Genomic DNA, 26,851 nt, shown 5'->3' on the forward strand with positions numbered 1-26,851 from the left:
GCAGCAGCAGACGGCGGGAGGAGGACAGGCGCATGGGGGAATGTTCCGGCGGAAGGTGGACGGGGCGGGTTGCCCTGTCCGCCGGAGCCATGCAGGGCGCATGCCAACTCCAGCGCCGCCTGTGAAATGGCCACGTGGCGGGCCTCGCGGCCGTGCGCGCGCGGCTCGGACGGATCGGGGGCGTTCCCGGCCGCGGCTCAGGTCTGACCCTGCGCGTCAGTAGGTGATGGTCACGGTGATGGTGTCGCTGTAGCTTCCGGCGGCCGCGGTCTGCCCGGACGGTACCCGGCCGTAGACGGTGGTGGTCTGGGCGGCGCCCGTCCCGGTGCCCTGCAGGGTGTCGCTGTTCAGGCTGTTGCCCCAGCGCTGGCTGCGCGCGGGATCGAGGTACAGGTCGTAGGCGACGTACTGGGCGGTCGTGCCCAGGCGCATGCGCCGCTGGCCGAGCAGGGCGTTGCCGCCATTGTCCAGTCCCAGCTGCCAGGCCGTGCGCCGCGTGCAGGTCAGGCCGATGGCGGAGGTCTGGTCGATGTTGCCGGCGATGAAGCCCGAGACGCTGCCGAAGTCCAGATCGCTGGCGCTGTAGGCGTAGCACTGCCCCGGCACGTTGGCGGACACGACGAACGGGAAGGCGTCGTTGGTCGTCGTCGCGCCGCCGATGTTGCAGGCGGCGGGATAGCTCGCCGCCGCGCCCAGCAGGGGCGTGTTGGCCGCATAGGTGAGCACCGTGCTGGCGCCGGCGAAGGTGCTGCCATAGCTGCCGGCCGCCAGCGCCTGGTTGGCCGGAATGCGACCGTAGATGGTCACGGTCTGCGCCTGCGAGCCGCCGACCAGGACCGGAACCGCGTAGTCGAAGTCCAGCACCAGCACCGTGTTGACCGCATTGCCCAGCGCGCCCCAGATCTGGCTTCGGGCCGGATCCAGATAGAGCTGGTAGTTGAGCGTGTCGCCGTCGGCGTTGCGCAGCCGGCGCGGGGACAGCGAGGTGTCGACGCTGCCCGGGCCCAGGCCCACGCACAGCCGCACCTTGGTGTTGCTCAGCACAGCCAGCGCGGCGGTGTTGCAGGTGACGACGAACGAGGTGGCGGTATCGGTGGGCTGCGTGGTCGCGGCGTTGCCGAACGCCAGCACCGTCGGCGTCGTGGCGGTACACACGGTCGCCGCGCGTGCGCGCGGCGACCACGCCCAGAGCGCCAGCAGGGCCAGCAGCAGGCAGCACGGCAGACATCGGCTCATTGGCGGGTCTCCGGGGCGCAGGTCAGCGGACCGATGCGTGGGATCCGGGCAGGCGCGCCGTCGTCTGGATAATCGAAACTCACCACGCAGGCGCCCGATTCGGTATCGAGCCGCAGACGGTTCTTGAGCTGCAGGTTGTCCAGGTAGGTCTCGCCGTCATGACCGACGATGGCGACCGGCTCCTCTGCGCCGGCCGGTGTCACCGTCGTGCCCACCGCGAGCGGCCTGCCGGCCGGATCGTGCAGGACCAGCGTGGCGGCGCGGACCTTGGCGATGGCGAAGGGCACCTTCAGGCCGGCGCCCGCGCGCGGGGTGACCACGCGTTCCACCTCGTCCACGCGCAGGTCGGCGGGCAGGTCGAGGGTGTCGATCGATACCCGGTTGCGCTGCCAGGGTTGCAGCGGGGTGACCAGCAGCAGGCCGTCGTCGTTGGTCTGGCCGATCAGGCGGTTCTCCAGCCGTACCGGGATGTTCGGCCGCCCCGTGGAGACCACGCCGAAGGCGTTGTCGACCGAACGCGCGGCCAGCACGCCGCCGCCCAGCCAGGCCAGGCTGCCACTGGCGCTGGCATAGCCGTAAGTGGTGCCGCCCTGGCTGGCCGCGCCCAGGCCGTAGCGGCCGACGTCGTTCTGCCAGCCCAGCTCGGCCAGACCGCCGGTGCCGCCGGTCCCGCTGCGCGCCTGCACGCGCCAGCCCAGCCCGTTGGGGCCGCCATCGCCGGGCACGGCCTTGGACGCCTCGACCACGTGCGTGTTGAGGTTGCCGTTGCGCTGGGTCGAGACCGAGGCCCGGCGCAGCCCGTCCAGCGCCAGCGAGGCCGACAGGTAGAGGCTGCGGTCGGAGGCGTCGTCCAGGTTCTGGTTGACCGACAGGTTGGCCGACCAGTCATCGCCGAAGGTCTGCGACCAGAACAGGCCTGCGTAGCGCAGGCTGGGTTGGTCTTCGTTGCGCAGCCGCACGTAGCTGGCGCTGAGCGAACCGAAGCGGGGCAGGGAGACGCCGAAGATCGCGTGGTCGCTGGCGCTGACCGGGATGCTGCCCTGCAGGCTGCCGATATCGCGATACCGGCCATGCGTGCGCTGGGTGCCGATGGCCAGGTTGAAGGTGCGGTTGTTCCAGGTGTGCTCGATGGCGGTCTGGCTGCCTTCCTCATCGCCCCGGCGGCTGCGCGCGTAGGAGGCCGAGAGCACTCCGGCGCCGCCCAGCTGCCACAGTCCGCCCGCGCCGGCGTTGCTGACGTTGCCGCCGTGCTCGGCGTGGCCCTCCACGGTGAAGCCATCGCTGACGCCGTAGCGGAATGTCCCGGTGCCCACCAGCGTGTTGCCGTAGCGGAACGAGCGCAGGCCATAGTCCTCGCGCAGCACGCCCACCCCCACGCCGCCTTCGGACAGGCCCTTGGCCAGCAGTTCCTGGGTGCCGTAGAAGGAGAAATCCAGCGTGCGCACCTGGCCGAAGGCATCGGTGACCACTACCTGCGCGCTGCCGCTGCCGTTGATGCCGGGCAGGGTGGAGAGCTGGAACGGCCCGGCGGCGACCTGGCCGCTGTACTGGCGCAGGCCATCGACATACAGCTCCACCTGCGAGGGCACCGCGGCGTCGCCGAGGAAGGCCGGCAAGGGCGTGGTCACGCGATACGGCTGCAGGCCGTAGTTGCGCCCGAGCTGGACGCCGGCCATGCGGATGGAGCGCGTCCAGTCCAGGGCGTCGCTGTAGAAGTCTCCCAGCCGCAGGGTCAATGCCCGGTCCGGCAGGTCCAGCTGCCAGTGGGTGTCCAGGCGTGTCGGCTCGATCCGCCAGCCGTGGGTGCCCTGGCCCTCGTAGAGGCGCATGACGGAGGTGGTGCTGAGCACGCCCTCGCCGACGCCGAAGGCGCGCAGTTCGACGGTGGCGGCCAGATTGGTCTGGTCGGCAGTGCGATTGGCATACAGGTCGTAGTTGAGCAGCGCCCCCGGCGAGGAGGAGGCCTGCGGGGCGGCTTCCTGCTCGGGCGCGAGCACGGTGGTGTCCAGCTTCAGCGCGGACAGCGGCGCGTCGAAGAACAGGCGTTGGACGTCGGGCTCGTAGCGCACCGCGACGTCGGGCAGCGCGTCCAGGTCGAGCATCTCCTCGGGGGCGCGGCCGTCCAGTCGGAAGCCGATCGTGCGCAGGGTCTGCACGGACCCATGCAGGCGCCCGCGGCGCAGCTCGAAGCGCTCGATCTGGCCGGTGTCGCTCTGGTTGAGGCTCACCTGCAGGTACAGGACCTGGTCGTAGCGCGGATCGGCCATCGGTGCAGCGGGCGGTGAAGCAAGGTCGAAGGCCGCGACCGGCGGGGCGATCAGGGCGGTCAGCAGCGCTGCCCGCGCCAGCGCGGGACACCAGCGTTCAGCGGGAGGGCGGCGCGAGCGGCAGCGGGCGCTTCTCTGCTTCACCGTTGATCCTGGCTTTGAAATGCGCGCCGGCGTAGCGGCTGGCCGCGCCGGGGAGCGTCCAGCGCATCGCCTGACCCGGCAGCACGTAGCCCACCAGGCCCGGCAGCAGCACGGTGTCCGGCCCGGTCTCCCGGGCCATGACCAGGTCGGCCAGCTGCGCGTGGCCGGTGCCGGTGTTGCGCACCTCCAGCGCGCTGGCGCCATCGGCGGCGGTGACCAGGGTGGCGGCCAGGGTCGGCTTCGGCGCCGCATCGCTCGGCTGCACGAACACCGGCACCGAGTAGCGCAGCACCAGCTGCAGCCCCTGCCGCGCATTGCCGCTGGGCAACTCGTCGACGAGCACGCGGTAGCTCGCCTGACCGGCGACGGGCGAGCGGTCCGGGCGGATCAGCCGGACCAGCTGTCGTGCGCCCGGGGCGATGGTCTGCATCGGCGGGCTGGCGATCACCTCCTGGGTGGACTCCAGCGACTCAGCGCCGCCGGACTGGGTCCAGCGGAACACGCGCAGCTGGACATGGACCGGCTCGGCCCCGGTGTTGCTCAGCCACAGCGCATCGGCATTGCGTGCCGGGGTCAGGGTGATCGAGGTGGGAGAAACCTGCAGACTCGTGGCAAAGGCCGTGTTGCCCAGCGTGATGATCAACGCTATCCAGGTCCATCTGATTAGCCCTATCCGATGTGTTGCACGCGCATCCTGGGGTTTCCCCATATCGCTCCTTCAGTAGATGATCGTGGCGGTCACGGTGTCCTGATACGAACCGGTGGCGGGGTTGTTGGCCGCCAGGTTGTTGATCCGGCCGTAGACCGGATACACCTGGTTGATGCCCAGGCCGGTGCCGGCCAGCGTGTTGGTGCCGGTCGTGGCGCCCCACACGGTAGTGCGGGTCAGGTCGGAGTAGAGCTGGTAGCCCACGTAGTTGTTGGTGGTGACGGTGGCGTCGGTGTGCTTCATCCGGCGCGTGGTCACATCCCCGGCCGTGGCGGCGTTGGAGCCGGCGTTGAGCGCGATGGCGTACGGGGTCAGCGGGGTGCAGCGGACGGTCAGGCTGCCGGTGTTGTCCACGTTGGCGGCCACCGTGGAGGCCTGGGTGCCGAAGTCCACGTCGGTCGCGGCGGCGGCGGTGATGGTGCAGGACTTGGTCACCACCAGCTTGACGTTGAACGTCGTGGTGTCGGCCGCGTGGGCGATGCCGCAGGCGGCCAGCAGAGCGACAGCGAGGGCATTGGAAAGCAGATGGCGCATGGCGTCTCTCCCGGTCCTTGGGACCTCAATCACCGGCACCGTCGCCGGCTCAGGGTTGAAGAATTGACTTAAGAACAGTGCTGCCCCGCGCTGGATACAAGGAAATATTCATGCAAATCTGAGACTTGCGTCATGGTAATTTCCGATTGTGGCCCGCTGCTAACGGGCGCGCGCGCCTGGCGGCAGCGCATCCCTCGACCCGGGCACGCACGGCCGCGGGTGCTTGAGCGCCGGGTGGACGAGGGCTTCGCCTCACCGCGGCAGGGCGCCGCATCCCCGCAGTACGTGACCTGGCCGTTCAGATGGGGGCGCAATCGGCGATAATGGCGACATGAGCATCCAACTGAAATCCGCCGCCGACCTGGAGAAGATGCGCGTGGCCGGCCGCCTGGCCGCCGAAGTGCTGCAGGTGGTCACCCCGCACGTGAAGCCGGGCGTGACCACCGCCGAACTGGACCGCATCTGCCACGATCACATCGTCCACGTGCAGGGCGCGATCCCGGCCAATGTCGGCTATCGCGGCTTCCCGGCCACGGTGTGCACCTCGGTCAACAACGTGATCTGCCACGGCATTCCCAGCGAGGGCAAGGTCCTCAAGGACGGCGACATCGTCAACATCGACGTAACCGTCATCAAGGATGGCTGGCACGGCGACACCAGCCGCATGTACTACGTCGGCACCCCGTCGGTGATGGCCAGGCGCCTGGTCGAGACCACCCGCGAGGCGATGTTCCGCGGCATCCGCGCGGTCAAGCCGGGCGCGACGCTGGGCGATGTGGGCCACGCCATCCAGCAGTACGCCGAAGCCGAGCGCTTCAGCGTGGTGCGCGAGTACTGCGGCCATGGCATCGGGCAGGTCTACCACGACGAGCCGCAGGTGCTGCACTACGGTCGCCCCGGCGATGGCGTGGTGCTCAAGCCCGGCATGACCTTCACCATCGAGCCGATGATCAACGAGGGCACGCGCTACACCAAGACCCTGCCGGATGGCTGGACCGTGGTGACCAAGGACCGCAAGCTCTCGGCGCAGTGGGAGCACACCGTGGCGGTGACGGAGGACGGCGTGGAGATCCTCACCCGCCTGCCGGGCGACGACAACGACCTGTGACCGCGCCGCCGGTCGCCAGCGGGGGCGTGCGCGCGTCGGCGCCGGCCGATCCATCCGGCGACGGCGCCTGGTCGCAGCAGGCGCGTGCCGCGCTGGCGGCCACCGACGAGAAGCTGGCGCGCCGCTACGAGGATCTTGACCGCATCGATCATGTGCTGGCGCTGCGCGCGCGCGCGGTCGACCACCTGCTGCGCGAGGCCTGGCGGCGCTGCCTGCCGGCCGACAGCGGGCTGTCGCTGTTCGCGGTCGGCGGCTACGGACGCGGCGAACTGTTCCCGCAGTCGGATGTGGACGTCCTGATCCTGGGCGAACCGGAGGCCCAGCAGCAGCACCACGACGCGCTCGCCCGCTGCCTGGCGCTGGTCTGGGACACCGGGCTGAAGCTCAGCCACGCGGTGCGATCGCCGGCGCAGTGCAGCGAGGCGGCGCAGGACCAGACCGTGGCCACCGCGCTGATCGAGGCGCGCCCGCTGCTCGCCGACGAGGTCGCGCGCAAGGCCCTGGCCGAGGCGGTCTCGCCGCGGCAGGTGTGGCCGCCGCGCGAGTTCTTCGAGGTCAAGCGCGAGGAGATGGCGCGGCGCCATGCGCGCTTCGGCGACACCTCGGACAACCTGGAGCCGGACATCAAGGACGGCCCGGGCGGCCTGCGCGATCTGCACACGCTGGGCTGGATGGCGCTGCGCACCTTCGGCGTGCGCGACCTGGAAGCGCTGGTCGGCATGGACCAGCTGGGCCCCGACGAGGCCGCCGCCCTGGCGCGCGAGCGCCGCGTCCTGGGCCGGCTGCGCTATGGGCTGCACTTGGTCGCCGGCCGGCCCGAGGAGCGCCTGCGCTTCGACTACCAGAAGACGCTGGCCACGCGCCTGGGCTACCAGGACGCGCCCGGCAGCCTGGGCGTGGAGCAGATGATGCAGGCCTTCTACCGCAGCGCGGCGATCGTGCGGCGGATCGGCGATCGCCTGCTGCAGCGCTTCGAGGAACAGTTCGAAGGCGAGGGCACGCCGCAGGTGCTGGACGCGGACTTCGAGCTGCACCGCAATTACCTGGCCGCGCGCGATCCGCACTGGCCGGCCGATGTCGGCGCGGTCTTCGCGCTGTTCGCGGCCTGGGCCGCGCAGCCGCAGATCCGTGGCCTGCATTCGCAGACCGCCCGCGCGCTGGCCAAGGCGCTGCCCACGTTGCCGCCCTACGGGCAGGCCAGCGCCGAGCAGCGCGCGCGGTTCATGGCGTTGATGCGCGGCCCGCGCGCGGTCGACACGCTGGCGCGCATGGCCCGGCTGGGCGTGCTGGGGCAGTGGCTGCCGGCCTTCGCCCAGGTGTCCGGGCGCATGCAGTTCGACCTGTTCCATGTGTATACGGTCGATCAGCACACGCTGATGGTGCTGCGCAACCTGGCCGCGTTCGCCAATGGCCGCGCCGACGAGCGTTTCTCCATCGCCCACGAGGTCTGGCCGCGCCTGCGCAAGCCCGAGCTGCTGCTGCTGGCGGGGCTGTTCCACGACATCGCCAAGGGCCGCGGCGGTGATCATTCCGAGCTGGGCTCGACCGACGCGCTCGCGTTCTGCCAGGCGCACGGACTCAGCGCCGCCGACACCGCGCTGGTGGCCTGGCTGGTCGAGCAGCACCTGCGCATGTCGGTGACCGCGCAGAAGCAGGACATCGCCGATCCGGAGGTGATCCACCGCTTCGCCACGCTGGTGGGCGACCGCGAGCACCTGGACTACCTGTACCTGCTGACCTGCGCCGACATCGCCGGCACCAGCCCCAAGCTGTGGAACGCGTGGAAGGACCGGCTGCTGGCCGACCTGTACTTCGCCACGCGCCGCGTCCTGCGCGAGGGCCTGGAACAGCCGATGGCCGTCAGCCAGCGCGTGGACGAGGGGCGCGAGGCCACGCGCGCGCTGCTGCTGGCCCAGGGCTTCGACGCCGACACCATCGCGCGCCAGTTCGCCGAGATGCCCGATGAGAGCTTCATGCGCTTCCGCCCCGAGCAGCTGGCCTGGCAGGCGGCGGCGCTGGTGGACGTGCGCCACGGCCAGACGCTGGTACAGGTGCGCCTGATCGACGACAACGCGCGGGCGATGGAGGTGTTCGTCCACTCGCCCGATCGCGACGGCCTGTTCGCCGCGATCCTGGTCACGCTGGACAAGCAGGGCTTCGCCATCCACCAGGCGCGCGTGCTGGTCGGGCCGCACGGCACGGTGTTCGACACCTTCGAAGTGCTGCCGGCCGATACCTACGCCAGCGACGATCCGGAACACCTGGCCGACGCGCTGCGCGGCGCCCTGGCCGGCCCGTTGGACCAGGTGCGCGCGGCCCGGCGCACCGTGCCGCGGCAGCTGCGCCATTTCCGCTTCCCGCCGCGCCTGGAGTTCGGCGCCACGCGCGATGGCCGCTACACCGTGCTGGACCTGGTCGCGCCCGACCGGCCTGGCCTGCTGGCCCAGGTCGCGCAGGTGCTGCGCGGCCAGCACCTGCGCGTGCACGATGCGCGCATCGCCACCTTCGGCGAGCGCGCCGAGGACCTGTTCCAGCTCAGTGACGAGGGCGACCAGCCGTTGACCGGCGACGAGTGCGAATCGCTGCGCCGGGCCCTGGCCGCCTGCCTGGAAGCGGCCGCCTGATCCTTTCTCCCCCTGTTTGCAGGAACCCCACGCCCCATGTCCGCAGTCGATCTCGAAACCCTCAAGTCCACCCTGGAAGACGCGTTCGCGCGCCGCGCCGAACTCACCGCCGACGAGATCCAGGCTCAGGTGCGCCCGGCCGTCTACGCGGCCATCGACGGCCTGGAATCCGGCGCCCTGCGCGTGGCGCAGCCGCTGGCCGAGGGCGGCTGGCAGGTCAACGAGTGGCTGAAGAAGGCGGTGCTGCTGTACTTCCGCGTCAACGACATGCGCGTGATCGAGGCCGAGCCGGCGCCGTTCTGGGACAAGGTCGAGGCGCGCTTCGCCGGCTACGACGCGGCGCAGTTCAAGGCCGGCGGCGTGCGCGTGGTGCCCGGCGCGGTGGCGCGGCGCGGCACCTACTTCGGCAAGGACGTGGTGCTGATGCCCAGCTTCACCAACATCGGCGCCTACGTGGGCGAGGGCACGATGGTGGATACCTGGGCCACGGTGGGCTCCTGCGCGCAGATCGGCAGGCACTGCCATCTGTCCGGCGGCGCCGGCATCGGCGGCGTGCTCGAGCCGCTGCAGGCCTCGCCGACCATCATCGAGGACCACTGCTTCATCGGCGCCCGTGCCGAGGTGGTCGAAGGCGTGGTGGTCGGCCACCACAGCGTGATCGGCATGGGCGTGTTCCTCAGCCAGTCCACCCGCATCTACAACCGCGCCACCGGCGAGGTGAGCTACGGCTACGTGCCGCCGGGCAGCGTGGTGGTCTCCGGTGCGCTGCCGGCCAAGGACGGCACGCACTCGCTGTACGCGGCGGTGATCGTCAAGCAGGTCGACGAGAAGACCCGCGCCAAGACCAGCGTCAACGACCTGCTGCGCGGACTGGCGGACTGAACGCCGCGGCGCCTGACCTGGCGCAGGCCGCGGCATACCGGCACCCGTCCGCCGCCTGGTACGGGCGCGCGCTGCCGCGTCTCCTGCACGCGCCGGCTTGGACCGGCTGGCGGCGTGCGCTGACGCGCCGCTGGCCGCTGCCGGCGCTGGTCAGCGACGTGCGCGAGGTGATCTACCTGAGCTGGTGGATCGATGTGCGCGCCGCGCCACCGGCGCCGCCCGGGCACGCCTATGTCGTCCATCAGGGGCGCACGCCTTACACCATCCTCAGCTATCGCCACGGCCATTTCGGGCCCGCGCTGGCCGGACCGCTGCGCACGCTGCTGCCCTCGCCGCTGCAGAGCAACTGGCGCTGGTACCTGCGCCGCGAAGGCGACCCGGCGGCGACGCCGGTGGTGCTGTTCGATCGCAACACGATGGACCACATCGCCTACGTCGCCGGTGCGCGCGCCTGGAGTGATGCCATGCAGCCGCACCTGGCCGCCCGCTTCGTCCATGCGCTGCAGGCCGATGGCGGCGGCAGCACACGGATCGATCCGGGGCAGGGCAGCGCCCCGGCGTTGCGGATGCAATGGCGGCCCGCCGATCACTGGGACGATGCCCCGTGGCAGCCGGCGTTCGGCACGCGCGAGGCGCTGCTGCGGTTTCTCACCTGCCAGGACGAGGCGATCGCCCGCACCTGCGACGGGCGCTGGGCCAGGACCCGCATCGTGCTGCCGGTGGATCCGGCTTCGCTGCAACCGCTGCGGCTGACCGGCACGCTGGCGTGCCCGCGGCTGCAGGACCTGGGCGTCAGGCTGGAGGAGGGGCTGGCGTTTCGGCTGCCGCGCGTGGCGTTCCGCGTGGTGTCCGAACGCCTGCTTTGAGCCCGCGCGGCCGGGCTTTGCCTCGCTGTGAGGCTGCTGAAGGATAACGCCAGGCCTGTCCGGGCGCCGGTGCGCGTTTGACTTTGGTCTTGTTTTGGATCGATCCAGTCGCGCCTAGACTCGGCTGTTCTATCGCGGCGGGAGCGGGGCATGCGGAGTCGGGGCTGGAAGGTGGCGGCGCTGGGCGTGGCGATGGTCGCCTGCGTGTTTGGGGCCTGGGCCGCGGAGCCGGGCGCTAAGGCGCGGGCCGGCAATCCCATCTTCCCGGGCTGGTACGCGGATCCCGAGGCGGCGGTCTTCGACGGGACCTACTGGATCTACCCGACCAGTTCGCTGCCGTATGCGCAGCAGACCTCCTTCGATGCGTTTTCCTCGCCCGACCTGGTGACCTGGACGCGGCATCCAGGGGTGCTGAAGAAGGATGCGGTGTCCTGGGCGCGCGAGGCGATGTGGGCGCCGGCCGTGGTGGAGAACCGCGGGCGCTATTACTTCTTCTTCGCCGCCAACGACATCAAAAGCGATGCCGAAGTCGGCGGCATCGGCGTGGCGGTGGCCGACGCGCCAGCGGGCCCGTACCGCGACCTGATCGGCAAGCCGCTCATCGGTGAGTTCCACAACGGCGCCCAGCCGATCGACCAGTTCGTGTTCAAGGACGACGACGGCACCTGGTACATGATCTACGGCGGCTGGAAGCACGCCAACATCGTCCGCCTGAAGGACGACTTCACCGGCGTGCGGCCGATGGACGACGGCACGGTGTTCAAGGAGATCACCCCGGCGCCGGAGTACGTCGAAGGGCCGCTGATGTTCAAGCGCGACGGCAAGTACTACTTCCTGTGGTCCGAGGGTGGCTGGACCGGGCCGGACTACGCGGTGGCCTATGCCATCGGCGATTCGCCGCTGGGGCCGTTCAAGCGCATCGGCAAGATCCTGCAGCAGGATCCGAAGATCGGCACCGGCGCGGGCCACAATTCCATCTTCCGCGGCCAGGACGACACCTGGTACATCGTCTACCATCGTCATCCGCTGGGCGACCACGATGGCAACCATCGTCAGGTCGCCATCGACCGCATGGTCTTCGATGCCCAGGGCCATATCCTGCCGGTGAAGATGACCAACGAGGGCGTCGCGCCGCATCCGCTGCGCTGACGCGGCGTCCTCGCAAGCCCCACGGACTTGTGAGACACGCCAGCATGACCACCACGCTCTACGGACTGAAGAACTGCGACACCTGCAAGAAGGCCAGCAAGTGGCTGGACCGCTTCGGGGTGGCCTACACCTTCGTCGACTATCGCGACCACAAGCCTTCGCCCGAGACGCTGGTGGAATGGGCGGGCAAGGCCGGCGGCTTCGACGCGCTGGTCAACAAGTCCTCGACCACCTGGCGGCAGCTGCCGGACAGCCGCAAGTCGCCCGGCAGCGAGGCCGAATGGAAGCTGCTGCTGCGCGAGCACCCGCAGCTGATCCGGCGGCCGGTGGTGATCACCGACGATGGCACGCTGAGCCAGGGCTTCTCCGACAACGGCTTCAAGGCGCGCTTCGGGATCGGCAAGTGAGCGAAGTCCTCGACCTGACCTGCGAACTGGTCGGGCGCGCCTCGGTCACGCCCGAGGACGCCGGCTGCCAGGCCCTGATCGCCGCGCGGCTGCAGGCGGCCGGCTTCGCCTGCGAGCACCTGCGCTTCGGTGCGGTCGACAACCTGTGGGCCACCCACGGCAGCGGCGCGCCGGTGCTGGTGCTGCTGGGCCATACCGACGTGGTACCGCCGGGCCCGCCGGAGGCTTGGACCAGCGATCCGTTCGCCCCGCAGGTGCGCGAAGGCAATCTGTACGGCCGGGGCACCGCCGACATGAAGGGCAGCGTGGCCGCGTTCGTGGTCGCCGCCGAGCAATACGTGGCCGCGTACCCGGACCATGCCGGCACGCTGGCCGTGCTGGTGACCAGCGACGAGGAGGGCGACGCCATCGACGGCGTGCGCCATGTCGCCCGGGTGTTCGCCGAGCGTGGGCAGCGCATCGACTGGTGCATCACCGGCGAGCCGTCCTCGACCGAGACCCTGGGCGACCTGCTGCGCGTGGGCCGTCGCGGCAGCCTGACCGGCACGCTGGTGGTGAAGGGCGTGCAGGGCCATGTCGCCTATCCGCACAAGGCGCGCAATCCCATCCACCAGGCCGCCGCCGCGCTGGCCGAGCTGACCGCGCGGCACTGGGACGATGGCTACGAGAGCTTCCCGCCGACCAGCCTGCAGGTCTCCAATCTGCACGCCGGCACCGGCGCCAGCAACGTGATCCCCGGCGAGCTGCAGGTGCAGTTCAACCTGCGCTACACCCCGCACTGGGATGCGCCCGGGCTGGAGGCCGAGATCACCGCGCTGCTGGACCGCCACGGCCTGGAGTACACGCTGAAGTGGCACCGCAGCGGCGAGCCGTTCTACACGCCCGAAGGGCGCTTGCGTCGGATCGCACGCGAGGTGCTGGGTGAGTTCGCCGGGGCGGCGCCGGAGGAAAGCACGGGCGGCGGCACCTCGGACGCGCGCTTCATCGCGCCGCTGGGCGCGCAGTGCATCGAGGTCGGTCCGGTCAACGCCACCATCCATCAGATCGACGAGCACGTGCGCGTGGCCGACCTGGAACGGCTGCCTGCGCTGTACCTGGCGCTGGTCGAGCGGCTGCTGGACGCGCAGGACTAGCCAGGCGCCGGGCTGGCCGCCGGGCGAGCCGGGCGTTGTGGGCGACGGATCGGGCCCCCCACGGGCGCCCGTCAGACGGGGTTTCGTTGCCGTTGAAAGGGTTGCGCCGCGCGCGGAAGCCGGGTTAACGTCGCCCCATGCCGTCCGTCCTGGCCAACGTCGCGAACAACAACAACCGCAATCTGCGCGCGAATAATCGTGCGCGACCGATGCGGGTCTGCGACTAGGCAAAGCAACAGCGACGAACGCCTAAGGAACCAGAAAACCCGCATCGGCCGATGCGGGTTTTTTTATGCGTGTGCAGCTCCCCCGCGATAAAGCCCTGCCATCCGTGGCCGGGGTCCAATTACCAGCGCCACTTACCCCACGTCACGTTCTTCAGGAGTTATCCCATGTGTTCGATCTTCGGCATCTTCGGTCTGCAACCCGGCGATGATCTGGGCGCGCTGCGCCGGCAAGCGCTGGAGTGCTCGCAGCGCCAGCGCCATCGCGGCCCGGACTGGAGCGGCGTCTACGTCGACGACGGCGCGATCCTGGTGCACGAGCGCCTGGCCATCGTCGATCCGGCCGGCGGCTCGCAGCCGCTGCTGAGCGAGGACGGCGAGCTGGCGCTGGCGGTCAACGGCGAGATCTACAACCACCGCGAACTCAAGGCCGAGCTCCAGCAGCCCTACGCCTTCCAGACCGGCTCGGACTGCGAGGTCATCAACGCCTTGTACCGCGAGGACGACGTCGAATCCTTCCTCAACCGCCTCAACGGCATCTTCGCCTTCGCGCTGTGGGACCGCGCCGCCGGCCGGGCGATCATCGCCCGCGACACCATCGGCGTGTGCCCGCTGTACTGGGGCCACGACAGCCAGGGCCGCCTGCGCGTGGCCTCGGAGATGAAGTCGCTGTCCGAGCAGTGCGCCGATGTGGCGCAGTTCCCGCCGGGCCACTGGTATGACAGCGCCACCGGCGAGCTGAAGCAGTACTACAAGCGCCCCTGGCGCGACTACGCTGCGGTGGAGGGCGTGGAGGTCACGCCGACCGAGCTGCGCGAGGCGTTCGAGCGCGCCGTGCATCGCCAGCTGATGACCGACGTGCCCTACGGCGTGCTGCTCTCCGGCGGCCTGGATTCCTCGCTGGTGGCCGCGGTGGCCGCGCGCTATGCCCGCCACCGCATCGAGGACGGCGACCGGACCGAGGCGTGGTGGCCGCGCCTGCATTCCTTCGCCATCGGCCTGAGCGGTTCGCCCGACCTGGCCGCGGCCAAGGTCGCGGCCGAATCGCTGGGCACGGTGCACCACGGCTTCGAATACACCTTCGAGGAGGGCCTGGACGCGCTGCCCGAGGTGATCCGCCACATCGAGACCTACGACGTCACCACCATCCGCGCGTCCACGCCGATGTTCCTGCTGGCGCGGCGAATCAAGGCGATGGGGGTGAAGATGGTGCTGTCGGGCGAGGGCAGCGACGAGATCTTCGGCGGCTATCTGTACTTCCACAAGGCGCCCAACGCGCGCGAGTTCCACGAGGAGCTGATCCGCAAGCTGGACGCGCTGTACAACTACGACTGCCTGCGCGCCAACAAGTCGATGATGGCCTGGGGCGTGGAGCCGCGCGTGCCGTTCCTGGATCGCGAATTCATGGACGTGGCCATGCGCATGGATGCCGCGCACAAGATGATCACGGTCGGCGCGGACGGCAAGAAGCGCATCGAGAAGGCGGTGCTGCGCGAGGCGTTCGCGGGCTACCTGCCCGATTCGATCCTGTGGCGGCAGAAGGAGCAGTTCAGCGACGGCGTGGGCTATGGCTGGATCGACGGCCTCAAGGCGCACGCCGAGGCCCAGGTCACCGACCGCGAGCTGGCCGCGGCCGACAAGCGCTTCCCGGTGAATCCGCCGCAGACCAAGGAGGCCTACTACTACCGCACGCTGTTCGAGCAGGCCTTCCCGTCCACCGCGGCGGCCGAGACCGTGCCCGGTGGCAAGTCGATCGCGTGCTCCTCGCCGGCGGCGATCGCCTGGGATGCGAGCTTCGCCGCGGCCGCCGACCCGTCCGGCCGCGCGATTGCGGGGGTGCATGCGCAGGCGCTGTGAGGTCGGCCGGTTGAGCCGCATGCGGTTGGTCTTCGGCCGCAGTTGAGGTGGTCCGACAAACCGTGGTTCCCGCGAAAGCGGGAACCCATGCACGTCGCCGGACCTGCAGGAAAGTCCCTGGATCCCGCGTTCGCGGGGATGACGGGTGGTGGGTTTGTGCCGAGAAGGCGGTGGCCGCTTCGGCGATACGACGCGCCTACGGCTCGTGCCGCACGCAGTAGCCGTAGCGCTGCGGATCCATGTCCACGCCCGAGGCGTTGGCCTGGTTGCTGGCCTTCCAGATGTTGGGCTTGAAGGTCGCGCTGGTGCAGTTGGCCGACTTGTCCACGCCGATGGTGTAGGTGAACGGGTCCTTGTCGAAGTGGTTGGCGTCGAAGACGTTGTCCTGGCTGACGCTGTTGTCCCAGCACTGGGTGCTGCCATCGGCGTTGCGGAAGCGGATGGCGCAGGTCAGGAACACGCCTGCGCCATGGTTGCCGCTGAAGGTGTTGCCAGCGAACAGGTTGCCCGAGGAATTGGACAGATAGGCGCCCTGACTGCCGTTGTTCGACAGCACGTTGTCGCGGATCTGGCTGTCGCGTAGTTCCTCGGCGGTGATGCCGGCGGCCACGTTGTCGTGCACGCGGTTGTCGGTCATGGTCACCCTGGAGGTGCTGTTGAACGACACGCCATCCCACACCGCGCCGGAGACATCGTTGTGGTCCAGGGTGATGTAGCGGCTGCCCCGCTCGGTCAGCAGGCAGGCGCTGCGGCACTGGCTGGCCTGCAGGCCGGACAGGCGCACGTCATGGCCGTTGCGCACCACCACCGCGCTGTTGCTCAGGTAGGGGTGTTCGGGCATGAACTCGTGTTCGACGCCCTTGGCGCCGATCAGGCGCATGTCGGCGATGGTGACGCCGGTGATCGCGCGGCGCGGCACCTGCTGCAGGTAGTCGCCCACGACCAGCAGCGGCTGCTGCACGTCCGGCGCCATGCGCAGGACCGTGGTCGGGCCCGCGCCGCGCAGGGTGAGGCGGTCGCGCTGGATCGAGACCAGGCCCTTGAGCGGATACTCGCCGGCGGCCAGGCACAGCGTCACCGGCGCATCGCCCGCGGGCAGGCGATCGATGGCCTGCTGTAGGTCGTCGCCGGGCTTGGCGCGTGCGGTGCAGGCATCGGCCTGGTCGGCCAGCGCCGGCAGGGCGATGGCGCCCAGCAGCAGCGCCGCGGCAACGCGCAACGGAGTCGAACATCGGGTCTTCATGGGGGGAGAAGGCAAAGGGATCGACCCCCAGAGCCTAAGCATCGCCGCTGAACGTCCGGCAGGCGGCGCTTCACCAGGCTGTCGCGACGGTCAGCATGGTCGAGGCGGCGTGTGCGCTGGCGGCCTGTCGCGTCCCGGTTTTGCGTATGCATGACGTGCACGACATGCACACGCGGTCTTGGCATCGGCCTCGCCATGATCCGCCCCGACAGCCACGATGCGGCGTGCGCCGCATGCAACCCAAAGAGGGCTCGACCGGATGGGCAGGCGCCTGCGAGTGCTGATGGTGGACGACAACGCCGAACTGCTGCGTGTGGTGCAGGACGGGCTGTCGCTGTACGAAGTGGACGTGGTGACCGCCGGCAGCGCCGGCGAGGCGCTGGACGTGCTGATCCGCGACGGACGCTTCGATGTGGTGATGAGCGACGTGCTGATGCCGCTGGGCATGTCCGGCGTGCAGCTGGTGGAAATGGTGGCGCGCGAGTACCCGCAGATCGCGGTGGTGCTGACCTCGGGCTATCCGCAGGCCAGCCTGCCGCAGATGCCGCGCGGCGTGCGCTTCCTGCCCAAGCCCTACCAGTTCAGCGGCCTGATGGCCGCGCTGAACGAGGAAGCCAGCCTGCACTGAGCGCGCTCATCGCGCCGGAACCAGGCGCAACGTGTGCCGCGCGGGACCCGGCAGGAAGGGGGTGGGCCGGCCGTGGACCCAGTCGGCATGGCCCGCGCCCCAGAACGGCGACAGCGGATGGCCGCTCTGCCCGCCGGGCATGTGCACCAGACCATCGCCCTCGTGGCCCGGCGAGACCACCATGCGCTCGGATGCGCCGAACGCGGGCGCCTGCACGCGCGGCATGTCGCCGGCGCCGGGCAGCGGGTCCGGCGGCATGCACAGCCAGGACCTGAACCGCGCGGGCAGCGCGGACGCCAGCGGATGGCAGATGGCCGCGGTGTTCTGCTCGCCCCAGGTGCGCTTGCGCAGGGGGCCGGATGCGGCGAGTTCGCGACGGGTTTCCTCGGCGGCGTCCTCCAGCAGGCGTGACCAGCCGGCGCCGTCGTCGCACGCCGGCCCGCGCGGACCGGTCGCGCAGGCGAACCGGCGCGGCAGCAGGTGGACGGGCCGCTGCTGCAGCAGTGGCCAGGTCACGCCTTCGAGCTGCGGGAACAGCGAGGCCGGCTTGTCGATCGCGATCCCGGCCGGCGCCACCAGGCCCTGGGCGATGCGGTCCTGCACCGCCAGCCGCCAGCGCCGCACGATGCGGAAGCTGACCGAATCCACGCTCGCCCGGCTGTTCAAGTGACCGGCCGCCTTGGCCAGCGCGGCCACCGCGGACGAAGCGGGCGCCTCGCGCGCCTCGTGCTGCAGTAGCGCCCACCAGCGCTGCAGGAAGATCGCGCGATCGTCCAGCTGCACGGCCAGCAGGCCGTGTTCGTCGGTGCGCTCGAGCCGCTGCAGGTCCTCGCGGATCTGCAGCGCGCGGGCGCCGAGTGCGTAACCGCCGTCGCCCAGGGTGGCCAGCAGCGGGCCATCGACGAGGCGGTTGTTGGCGGTCCACAGCCGGCCGTCGGCCGGATCGCTCAGCGGCGCCACCAACTGCGTGGAAATTCGCCAGGCCGGGCAGGGCGCGGCGGGTCGCTCCTGCGCATCGAAGGGCGCCGAGGCACTGGGCAGCACGCGCGCGCCGGCCTCGCAGCCGGCCGTGCGTTGCGGCAGCGGACCGAGCAGGCGCCAGGCGATGCGGCCGTTGGCATCGGCGATCAGCAGGTTCTGCGCCGGGACGGCGATGTGCGCGGCCATGCCCAGGGCGTCGTCCAGGTCGCGGGCGCGGGCGAAATCGTCCAGGCCCAGATTGAGCGCGCCCGGCAGGTGCGCGGTCCAGCGCAGCGCCAGCGCCTGGCCGCCGGGCAGGTCCTCGATCAGCGGACCATAGGCGCTTTCGCGCACCTCCAGCGTCTGTGCCGCGTCGCCGGCCACGGCGATCGTCTCGCGCTGGACGCGCACCGGCGCGCAGCCCGGCGCCGGCGTGGCCGCGCAGGGCGCGATGCGGAACAGGTCGGCCGTGTCGGCGTAGGCGTTGGTGAAGCCCCAGGCGACGTGGGTGTTGCTGCCGACGATGACCGCCGGCAGGCCGGGCAGGCTGAAGCCGGTCACATCCACGCGCCCGCCCGGGGCGCGCGGGTCGGCGTAGCGCAGGCGCACGCGGAACCAGAGGTTGGGCGCGCGCAGGGCCAGGTGCATGTCGTCGGCGACGATGGCGCGGCCATCGGCGGTGTGGGCGGCGGCGACGGCGAAGTTGTTGCTGCCCGGGGCCAGCGCCTCGTCGGCAGGCGCTGCGGTCGCGCGCGTCGGCAAGGTGCGCAGGTCCACGGCATCGGCGCCGGGCAGCCGCGCATCGCCCCGCGACGGGCCCAGCAGCGGCGCGTCCCAGACGCTGCCGTCATGGCCGAGCAGGGCGAACAGCGCCGGCGGCAGCCGCTGCTGCAGCTTCCACAGCGACAGGGCGCGGGCGTCGTCGGCGTCCTGCAGGTCGAAATACATCGCATCGCCGGTGAGCACGGCATCGGCCGCCGTCCAGGGCTGCGGCCGCTGGCGCAGCAGCAGGTAGGGCCAGGGCCGCACGCGCAGCGCGGCCAGGCCGGCGTTGACCCCGGCGGTGTAGGCGTCCAGTTCGGCGCGACGGTCGCCGGCGAAGGCGTCCAGCCCGGCCTCGGCGCGGGCGCGCATGCGGTGCAGGCGATGGCGCCGGTCCAGCGGCAGGGCGCGGGCGCCGAACAGCGCGGCCAGCTCGCCGGCCGAGGTCCGGCGCATCAGGTCCATCTCGAAATAGCGCTCCTGCGCGTGGACGTAGCCGAGCGCACGCGCCGCATCCACGGGGTCGCCGGCCTCGATGGTCACCGTGCCCAGCGCATCTCGGCTGATGCTCACCGGGCCCGACAGCCCGGCGATCTGGCGCTGTCCGTCCAGCGTGGCCAGGCTGCCGCGCAGCAGCAGCCACGCGCTCAGCGCCAGCAGCAGGCACAGCACCAGCAGGGACAGCAGGACACGACGCAGCCAGCGGATCATTTGGGGCGGTTCCGGCCAGCAGGGGGAGGCTGGCCCGCGTACAGCATGCCCGGATTGTGTGAAGCCGGGACGGCACCGGCGCGGGCTGCGAGTGAAAGTGATTCCGTTTAAAACATCGTCCGCGCCGATGCGCGACCATGGCGGCCGTTCCAGTCACGAGGTTCCGTCATGAAAGGCCATCCCGAGGTCATCGCCTGCCTGATCGACCTGCTGCGCGGCGAGCTCGCCGCCCGCGATCAGTACTTCCTGCATTCGCGCCGCTACGAGGACCAGGGCCTGCAGCGGCTATACGAGCGCATCGGCCATGAGATGCAGGAGGAGACCGAGCACGCCGACGCGATCCTGCGCCGCATCCTGTTCCTGGAAGGCGACCCGGACATGCGCCCGCATCCGTTCACCCCGGGCAAGACCGTGGTGGAGATGCTGGAGGCCGACCTGCAGACCGAGTACAAGGTGCGCGCCGACCTGGCCGCCGGCATGAAGCTGTGCGAGGAGAAGGGCGACTACGTCAGCCGCGACATGCTGCTGGCGCAGCTGCGCGATACCGAGGAAGACCACGCCTGGTGGCTGGAGCAGCAGCTGGGCCTGATCAAGCGCATCGGCCTGGAGCTGTACCAGACCTCCAAGATCGGCGACGGCAGCGCGACCGCGCAGCACTGAACGCCGCGCCCAGGGCCTGCCTGGGCGTGAGAGGCCCCCAAGGCCGCAACGCAAGACGCCGGGCAGTGCCCGGCGTCTTCATTTGCGTCGATCGTGCGGCGCGCGCCGCGGTGCTCAGGCCGCCTCGTAGGCGCCGTAGCCTCGCAGCCGCTCGTAACGCCGCTGCAGCAGGGTGTCCACCGGCACGTCGGCCAGCGCGTCCAGTTCGCCCAGCAGCACGGCCTTCAGGCGCGTGGCCATGGCGCGCGGGTTGCGGTGGGCGCCGCCGGTGGGCTCGCGCACGACCTTGTCCACCAGGCCCAGCTCGCGCAGGCGCCTGGCGGTCAGGCCCAACTGCTCGGCCGCGTCCTTGGCCTTGCCCGCGTCCTTCCACAGGATCGAGGCGCAGCCTTCCGGGGTGATGACCGAATAGGTGCTGTACTCCAGCATGATCGTGCGGTCGCCCACGCCGATGGCCAGCGCGCCGCCCGAGCCGCCCTCGCCGATCACGGTGCATACGATCGGCACCTTCAGCTCGGCCATTTCCATCAGGTTGCGGGCGATGGCCTCGGACTGGCCGCGCTCCTCGGCGTCGATGCCGGGCCAGGCGCCGGCGGTGTCGATCAGGGTGAGGACCGGCAGGCCGAAGCGCTCGGCCATCTTCATCAGGCGCAGCGCCTTGCGATATCCCTCCGGCTTGGGCATGCCGAAGTTGCGCATGATCTTTTCCTTGGTCGCGCGGCCCTTCTGGTGGCCGATCAGCATCACCGGGCGCCCGGCGATGCGGGCCAGGCCGCCGACGATGGCCTTGTCGTCGGCGAAGGCACGATCGCCGGCCAGCTCCTGGAACTCGTCGCAGAACACCTTGATGTAGTCCAGCGTGTAGGGCCGGGCCGGGTGGCGCGAGAGCTGGCTGACCTGCCACGGGGTCAGGTCGCGGAAGATCTGCGCGGTGCGCGTCCGCAGCTTGGTCTGCAGGGCGCGCACTTCGGCATCGACATTGACCGCCGGCCCGGCGCTGGCGCTGCGCAGCTCCTGGATCTTGGCTTCCAGATCGGCGATGGGCTGTTCGAAATCGAGGTAGTTGGGATTCATCGGCAAGCGGTGAGCCGTAAAGCGGGGGAGTTTAGCCGATGCGGGCACAAGGCCCCGTACCGGGGGGTGTGGTACGGCGCGCGGCCTAGTGCGCCCAGGGGCGGTGGCCGACGGCCATCTTCACGGTGCGCACGCCGGGCAGTTCGCGCAGGGTGCCCATCAGGTCGGCGTCGACGCTGACCGACTGGCTGCCGTTGATCTCGACCATGCCGGCCACGCCGCCGGGCAGCAGCAGGTCCAGGCGCAGCGAGGTGCGCCCCGGGCGATGCTGGTCGAGCAGGGCCTCGATGCGCTGCAGCACGCCGGGCACGCGCAGGTCCAGGCGCACCGACAGCTTCTGCGTGGCCTGGACCAGCTGGGCGTAATCCCACACCTGGCGCAGGCGCAGGCTGTAGCCGCCGTTGAACTCGTCCTCGCGCAGCTCGCCCTTGACCACCAGGATGCGGTCGCGGGTCAGCAGCTGGCCGAACTCGGCCATCGCATCGGAGAAGGCGCTGCACTCCAGGCGGCCGCGGCCGTCCTCCAGGGTGATGAAGCTCTGGCTGTCGCCCTTCTGCCGCACGGCGACCACCTTGCCGGCCAGCACCGCGACCACGCCGGGGCGCCACCGCCGCTCGCCGCCGTTGCCGCCGCCGCCGCCGCCGCCGGACTGGCTGGACCAGATCGCGTCCAGGCCGCCCAGATCGGTGCCGACCAGGGCGCGCAGGTCTTCGCGGTAGGGGTCCATCGGGTGGCCGGACAGGTAGAAGCCCAGCGTGTCGCGCTCGGCCGCCAGCTTGTGCGCCAGCGGCGCCTCGTCGCATTCGGGCAGCTCGATGTGGATGTCGTCGCCGCCGGCGCTGGAGCCGAACATGTCCACGATGCCGGCGTTGCGGTTGCGCGCCAGCTGGTCGATGGCCTTCATCACCTCGGGCACCTGCAGCATCAGCGAGGCGCGGTTCTTGCCCAGTTCGTCCAGCGCGCCGGCGTTGATCATGGCCTCCAGCGTGCGGCGGTTCAGGCGCGCGGCCTCGGTGCGCTTGCAGAAGTCCAGCAGGTCGCGGAACGGGCCGCCGCGCTGGCGCTCGGCCACGATCGCCTCGCACGCGCCCTGGCCGACGCCCTTGATCGCGCCCAGGCCGTACCGGATCGTGGTCGCGTTGGTGGCCACGAACATGAACTCGGAGTGGTTCACCTCCGGCGGCAGGATCTCCAGCGACAGCCCGCGCGCGTCGGCCAGGAAGCCCACCACCTTGTCGGTGTTGTCCATGTCCGAGGACAGCGTGGCGGCCATGAACTCGGCCGGGTAGTGCCGCTTGAGCCAGGCGGTCTGGTAACTGACCAGCGCATAGGCCGCCGCGTGCGACTTGTTGAAGCCGTAGCCGGCGAACTTCTCCATCAAGTCGAAGATCTCGTCGGCCTTGGCCTGGCCCACGCCGCCCTTGGCCGCGCCCTCGCGGAAGATCTCGCGGTGCTTGGCCATCTCGGCCGGCACCTTCTTGCCCATCGCGCGGCGCAGCAGGTCCGCGCCGCCCAGCGAGTAGCCGCCGACGATCTGCGCCATCTGCATGACCTGCTCCTGGTACACCATGATCCCGTAGGTGTCCTGCAGCATGTCCACCGTGCGCGGATCGGGGTACTCGAACTCCTGCTGGCCGTGCTTGCGCGCGATGAAGTCCGGGATCAGGTCCATCGGGCCGGGGCGGTACAGCGACACCAGCGCGATCAGGTCCTCGAAGCGGTCCGGCCGGGCGTCCTTGAGCATGCGCCGCATGCCCGAGGATTCGAACTGGAACACCGCGCCGGTGTTGGCCGCGGCGAAGATGTCGCGGTAGGTCGGCACGTCGTCCAGCGGCAGCGCGGCGATGTCCACCGGCTCGATCCCGGCGCGCGCGTGGCGCGCGTTGATCGCCTTGACCGCCCAGTCGATGATCGTCAGCGTGCGCAGGCCGAGGAAGTCGAACTTCACCAGGCCCACGGCTTCCACGTCGTTCTTGTCGAACTGGGTGACCGGGTTCTTGCCGCGCGTGCCCTCGTCGTGTTCGGCGAACAGCGGGCTGAAATCGCTCAAGGGCGAGGGCGCGATGACCACGCCGCCGGCGTGCTTGCCGGCGTTGCGGGTGAGGTCTTCCAGCTGGCGCGCCAGGTCGATCAGGTCGCGCACATCGTCTTCGCTGCCGTAGCGCTGGATCAGCTCGGCCGAGGCCATCTCGCTGTCCTTGCCTTCGCCCATCGCGTCCTTGAGCGTGATGCCCAGGATGTTGGGGATCAGCTTGGCCACGCTGTCGACGAAGCCGTACGGGAAGCCCAGCACGCGCCCACAGTCGCGCACCACCGCCTTGGCCGCCATGGTGCCGTAGGTGATGATCTGGCTGACGCGGTCGCGGCCGTACTTGCGCGCGACGTAGTCGATCACCTCATCGCGCCGGTCCATGCAGAAGTCGATGTCGAAGTCGGGCATCGACACGCGTTCGGGGTTGAGGAAGCGCTCGAACAGCAGGTTGTACGGCAGCGGGTCCAGATCGGTGATCTGCAGCGCCCACGCCACCAGCGAACCGGCGCCCGAACCGCGACCCGGACCGATCGGGATGCCCTGGCTCTTCCCCCACTGGATGAAGTCGGCCACGATCAGGAAGTAGCCGGGGAAGCCCATCTTGATGATGGTGTCCAGCTCGAACTCGAGCCGGTCCACGTAGTCCTGGCGCGTCTTGCCCGGCGCCAGCGGATTCTTCTCCAGGCGCGCGTCCAGGCCACGGCGCGACTCGCTGCGGATCCAGCTGTCCAGCGTTTCCTCGTCCGGCACCGGATAGGCGGGCAGGAAGTAGGTGCCGAGCTTGAGCTCGATGTTGCAGCGCTGCGCCAGCGCCCAGGTGTTGTCGATCGCGTCGGGCACGTCGGCGAACAGCTCGGCCATCTGCTCGGCGGACTTGAGGTACTGCTCGCGGCTGTACTCGCGCGGGCGCTTGGGATCGTCCAGCACGCGCCCGGAGGCGATGCACACGCGCGCCTCGTGCGCGTCGAAGCCCTCGGGCGTGAGGAAGCGCACGTCGTTGCTGGCGATCACCGGCAGGCCGCGGGCGGCGGCCGCGTGCAGGGCGAAGGCGTTGAACGCCTCCTCGCCCTCGCGCTGGGTGCGGGTCAGCTCCAGGTGCAGGCTGTCGTCGAAGGCGCGCTGCCAGTCGGCGATGTGCTGCTCGGCCAGGTCGTGGCGGCCGCTGGCGGCCAGGCGCCCGGCCTGGCTGTTGCGGCCGATGATGCCGAACAGGCCCGAGGTATCCTCGCGCAGCCAGGCCGGATCGATCGCCACCCCGTCGGTGCGATGACCCTCCAGCCAGGCGCGGGTGAGCAGGCGCGACAGGGTGAGGTAGCCACCGTGGTCGCGGCACAGCAGGGTGATCGGCCACGGCGTGCCGTCTTCCTCGATCACGCTGACGTCGGCGCCGGCGATGGCCTTCATGCCGACCTTTTCGCAGGCGTTGTAGAACTTCACCAGCGCGAACAGGTTGTTGCGGTCGGTGACCGCCAGCGCCGGGGCCTGCAGCTCGACCGCGCGGCTGACCAGGTTGGGCCGCTTGGCCTTGGACGGCAGGCCCTCGTCCGGTTTCTCGGGCACGCGGATGGTCGAATCCGCCAGTGAGAATTCGGTGTGCAGGTGCAGGTGGATGAAGCGGGAGGACATCGGGGTCAGTGTACGCAAGCCGGCCTGCGCGGGGCAGGCTTGACAGCCTCCCGGACCGGCGCGGGCCGGCCTTTACCCGTTCAGGCCGAAGCGCTCAGAACAGCGCGACCTGTCCCAGCCCGGCGCGGCGGGCGGCGGCCTCGCGCACCGGCGCGAAACTGTGGCGGTGCTGCGGGCAGGGACCGTGCGCGTCCAGCGCGGCCAGGTGCGCCGGCGTGCCGTAGCCCTTGTGCACGGCGAACCCGTATTCGGGATGGGTGTCGTGCAGCACGCGCATCATCCGGTCGCGGGTGACCTTGGCCAGGATCGAGGCGGCCATGATCGCCCGGTCGCGGCCGTCGCCGCCGATCAGCGCATGCCCGGGGCAGGGCAGGCCGGCGGGCACGCGGTTGCCGTCGATATGGGCCACGCCGGCCACATGCGCCACCGCTTCCACCGCCAGGCGCATGCCCAGCATCGTGGCCTGGTAGATGTTGAGCCGGTCGATGTCGGGCACCTCCAGCACCACCACGTGCCAGGCCAGCGCACGCTCGGTGATGCGGCCGTAGAACAGCTCGCGCTTGGCGGCGGTGAGCTGCTTGGAATCGTCCAGCCCGTTGATGCGCGGGCGCGCCGGGTCGAACACCACCGCCGCCACCGTCAGCGGCCCGGCCAGTGGCCCGCGCCCGGCCTCGTCGACGCCGGCGACCAGCAGGGGCCGCGGACCAGCGGCCGGAGGCAGGGGAGAAGGCTGGCAGCCGTGCATCGGGTCGTTCATGTCGACGTCGTGGCCCGGTCCTCGGCCCCTCGCGCTTGCACCCTGCTTTCCAGCAGCCCATCCACCGCGTCCGCCGCGCGCGCCGAGGCGTCCTGGCGCAGCAGGGCGTGCAGTTCCAGATAGCGTCCCTGCAGCGCGGCGACCGCTTCGGGATGCGAAAACCACTCCAGCACGGCCTCGGCCAGCCGCTCGGGCGTGCAGTCTTCCTGCATCAGCTCCGGCGCGAGGTCCTCGCCGGCCAGGATGTTGGGCAGGGCGAAGCGCTTGACCTTCAGCAGGCGCAGCGTGCGCGCCAGCCAGGCCGAGGCCGGCGCGACCTTGTAGCCCACCACCATCGGCCGCTTGGCCAGCATCGCCTCCAGCGTGGCCGTGCCCGAGGCCAGCAGCACCACGTCGCTGGCGACCATCGCCTCGCGCGCCTGGCCGTCGAGCAGGCGCGGACGCGGCGAAGGGAACGGCGTGGCGGCCAGCAGCGGCTCCAGCACGGCGCGCACGGCCGGATTGGCGGCCGGGATCAGCACCTGCAGCCCGGGCACCCGCTCGGCCACGCGCAGGGCGGCATCGATGAAATCCTGTCCGAGCCGGCCGACCTCGCCCATGCGGCTGCCGGGCAGCACCGCCAGCACCGGCCGCGCGCCCAGGCCCAGCGTCTCGCGCGCGGCCTCGCGATCGGGCTGCAGCGGCAGCGCGTCGGCCATCGGATGGCCGACGTAGCGCGCATCCACGCCGTGGCGCGCGTAGATCTCCGGCTCCATCGGGAACAGGCACAGCACCAGGTCGGCGCTGCGGCCGATCCGGTCGGCGCGCTTCTCGCGCCAGGCCCAGACCGAGGGGCTGACGTAGTGCACGGTGGGCACGCCGCGCTGCTTGAGCCAGCGTTCCATGCCCAGGTTGAAGTCCGGCGCATCGATGCCGATGAACACGTCCGGCTGCCAGTCCAGCAGCTGCTGGCGCAGCGACTTGCGCAGGCGCAGCAGGCGCGGCAGATGGCGCAGGACCTCGGTCAGGCCCATCACCGCCAGCTCGCTGGCGTCGAACCACGCGTCCAGCCCGGCCGCGCGCATGCCCGGACCGCCGATGCCGGCGAAGCGGGCGCCGGGATGGCGCTGGCGCAGCTGGGCGATCAGGCCTGCGCCGAGCGCATCGCCGGAGGCCTCGCCGGCCACCAGCGCGATGCGCGGCGCGCGGGCGCCGGGCTCACCTGCCATCAACTCGGCCAGGGTGCGCGAGGAGCCGGCCGTCGTAGGCATCAGGCGTG

Annotated in this window: 20 protein-coding genes; 10 read left to right on the top strand and 10 right to left on the bottom strand. The window is 70.7% G+C overall.

Going from position 1 to position 26,851, the window contains the following annotated elements:
• Positions 1–216: 216 nt before the first annotated feature.
• The 4 genes from LAJ50_RS08275 to LAJ50_RS08290 form a co-directional block, all read right to left on the bottom strand.
• Entirely contained in the window at positions 217–1,236 is a 1,020-nt protein-coding gene (locus LAJ50_RS08275) for a spore coat U domain-containing protein (RefSeq protein ID WP_138651231.1), read from the bottom strand.
• Positions 1,233–3,647: a fimbria/pilus outer membrane usher protein gene (locus tag LAJ50_RS08280; RefSeq protein ID WP_224096522.1), complete on the bottom strand. Its 2,415-nt coding sequence runs from the start codon at positions 3,645–3,647 to the stop codon at positions 1,233–1,235. Before LAJ50_RS08280 ends, LAJ50_RS08275 begins: the two co-directional genes overlap by 4 nt.
• Positions 3,601–4,290 (bottom strand): molecular chaperone, encoded by a 690-nt coding sequence (locus tag LAJ50_RS08285; protein ID WP_224096523.1) that lies wholly within the window; start codon positions 4,288–4,290, stop codon positions 3,601–3,603. The genes LAJ50_RS08280 and LAJ50_RS08285 overlap by 47 nt, the downstream gene beginning before the upstream one ends.
• Positions 4,291–4,365: 75 nt before the next feature.
• A complete protein-coding gene (locus tag LAJ50_RS08290; RefSeq protein ID WP_138651229.1) occupies positions 4,366–4,890 on the bottom strand; it encodes a spore coat U domain-containing protein in 525 nt (174 codons plus the stop codon).
• A 331-nt stretch (positions 4,891–5,221) separates the two neighbouring features.
• On the opposite strand from LAJ50_RS08290, the gene map reads away from it, so the two are divergent.
• From map to asnB, 8 genes are all read left to right on the top strand, one after another.
• Positions 5,222–5,998, top strand: coding sequence for a type I methionyl aminopeptidase (map, locus tag LAJ50_RS08295; protein ID WP_138651228.1), 777 nt, complete (start codon positions 5,222–5,224; stop codon positions 5,996–5,998).
• A gap of 26 nt (positions 5,999–6,024) precedes the next feature.
• Positions 6,025–8,622: a [protein-PII] uridylyltransferase gene (gene glnD / locus LAJ50_RS08300; protein WP_171044522.1), complete on the top strand. Its 2,598-nt coding sequence runs from the start codon at positions 6,025–6,027 to the stop codon at positions 8,620–8,622.
• Positions 8,623–8,658: 36 nt separating this feature from the next.
• The gene (gene dapD / locus LAJ50_RS08305; protein ID WP_130552678.1) at positions 8,659–9,504 is read left to right on the top strand and encodes a 2,3,4,5-tetrahydropyridine-2,6-dicarboxylate N-succinyltransferase; all 846 of its coding nucleotides are present in this window, start codon (positions 8,659–8,661) and stop codon (positions 9,502–9,504) included.
• Positions 9,501–10,370 carry a hypothetical protein gene (locus tag LAJ50_RS08310; RefSeq protein WP_138651246.1) on the top strand — a complete coding sequence of 290 codons (870 nt, stop codon included), beginning with the start codon at positions 9,501–9,503 and terminating at the stop codon, positions 10,368–10,370. Before dapD ends, LAJ50_RS08310 begins: the two co-directional genes overlap by 4 nt.
• A gap of 150 nt (positions 10,371–10,520) precedes the next feature.
• A complete protein-coding gene (locus LAJ50_RS08315; protein ID WP_138651226.1) occupies positions 10,521–11,519 on the top strand; it encodes a glycoside hydrolase family 43 protein in 999 nt (332 codons plus the stop codon).
• A 44-nt stretch (positions 11,520–11,563) separates the two neighbouring features.
• A complete protein-coding gene (locus LAJ50_RS08320; RefSeq protein WP_138651225.1) occupies positions 11,564–11,926 on the top strand; it encodes an arsenate reductase in 363 nt (120 codons plus the stop codon).
• A complete protein-coding gene (gene dapE / locus LAJ50_RS08325; protein ID WP_138651224.1) occupies positions 11,923–13,059 on the top strand; it encodes a succinyl-diaminopimelate desuccinylase in 1,137 nt (378 codons plus the stop codon). Before LAJ50_RS08320 ends, dapE begins: the two co-directional genes overlap by 4 nt.
• Positions 13,060–13,451: 392 nt before the next feature.
• Positions 13,452–15,140: an asparagine synthase B gene (asnB, locus tag LAJ50_RS08330; RefSeq protein WP_130552673.1), complete on the top strand. Its 1,689-nt coding sequence runs from the start codon at positions 13,452–13,454 to the stop codon at positions 15,138–15,140.
• 196 nt (positions 15,141–15,336) lie between these two features.
• On the opposite strand, the gene LAJ50_RS08335 is transcribed toward asnB, so the two are convergent.
• A complete protein-coding gene (locus tag LAJ50_RS08335; RefSeq protein WP_224096559.1) occupies positions 15,337–16,341 on the bottom strand; it encodes a right-handed parallel beta-helix repeat-containing protein in 1,005 nt (334 codons plus the stop codon).
• 301 nt (positions 16,342–16,642) lie between these two features.
• Between LAJ50_RS08335 and LAJ50_RS08340 the strand changes: the two genes are divergently transcribed.
• Positions 16,643–17,011 (top strand): response regulator, encoded by a 369-nt coding sequence (locus LAJ50_RS08340; protein WP_130552671.1) that lies wholly within the window; start codon positions 16,643–16,645, stop codon positions 17,009–17,011.
• Between the two features lie 6 nt (positions 17,012–17,017).
• On the opposite strand, the gene LAJ50_RS08345 is transcribed toward LAJ50_RS08340, so the two are convergent.
• Positions 17,018–19,444 (bottom strand): penicillin acylase family protein, encoded by a 2,427-nt coding sequence (locus LAJ50_RS08345; protein WP_138651223.1) that lies wholly within the window; start codon positions 19,442–19,444, stop codon positions 17,018–17,020.
• A 168-nt stretch (positions 19,445–19,612) separates the two neighbouring features.
• Between LAJ50_RS08345 and bfr the strand changes: the two genes are divergently transcribed.
• Positions 19,613–20,104: a bacterioferritin gene (gene bfr, locus LAJ50_RS08350; RefSeq protein WP_130552669.1), complete on the top strand. Its 492-nt coding sequence runs from the start codon at positions 19,613–19,615 to the stop codon at positions 20,102–20,104.
• A 114-nt stretch (positions 20,105–20,218) separates the two neighbouring features.
• On the opposite strand, the gene LAJ50_RS08355 is transcribed toward bfr, so the two are convergent.
• From LAJ50_RS08355 to lpxB, 4 genes are all read right to left on the bottom strand, one after another.
• On the bottom strand, positions 20,219–21,178 hold the full coding sequence (locus LAJ50_RS08355; RefSeq protein WP_130552668.1) for an acetyl-CoA carboxylase carboxyltransferase subunit alpha: 960 nt from the start codon (positions 21,176–21,178) through the stop codon (positions 20,219–20,221).
• An 85-nt stretch (positions 21,179–21,263) separates the two neighbouring features.
• Positions 21,264–24,836 carry a DNA polymerase III subunit alpha gene (dnaE, locus tag LAJ50_RS08360; RefSeq protein WP_138651222.1) on the bottom strand — a complete coding sequence of 1,191 codons (3,573 nt, stop codon included), beginning with the start codon at positions 24,834–24,836 and terminating at the stop codon, positions 21,264–21,266.
• Positions 24,837–24,930: 94 nt separating this feature from the next.
• Positions 24,931–25,581: a ribonuclease HII gene (locus LAJ50_RS08365; protein WP_224096560.1), complete on the bottom strand. Its 651-nt coding sequence runs from the start codon at positions 25,579–25,581 to the stop codon at positions 24,931–24,933.
• Between the two features lie 8 nt (positions 25,582–25,589).
• Positions 25,590–26,843: a lipid-A-disaccharide synthase gene (lpxB, locus tag LAJ50_RS08370; RefSeq protein ID WP_138651220.1), complete on the bottom strand. Its 1,254-nt coding sequence runs from the start codon at positions 26,841–26,843 to the stop codon at positions 25,590–25,592.
• Positions 26,844–26,851 lie beyond the last annotated feature (8 nt).

The sequence above is a fragment of the Pseudoxanthomonas sp. X-1 genome (assembly GCF_020042665.1).
In the GTDB taxonomy this organism is placed as follows: domain Bacteria; phylum Pseudomonadota; class Gammaproteobacteria; order Xanthomonadales; family Xanthomonadaceae; genus Pseudoxanthomonas_A; species Pseudoxanthomonas_A spadix_A.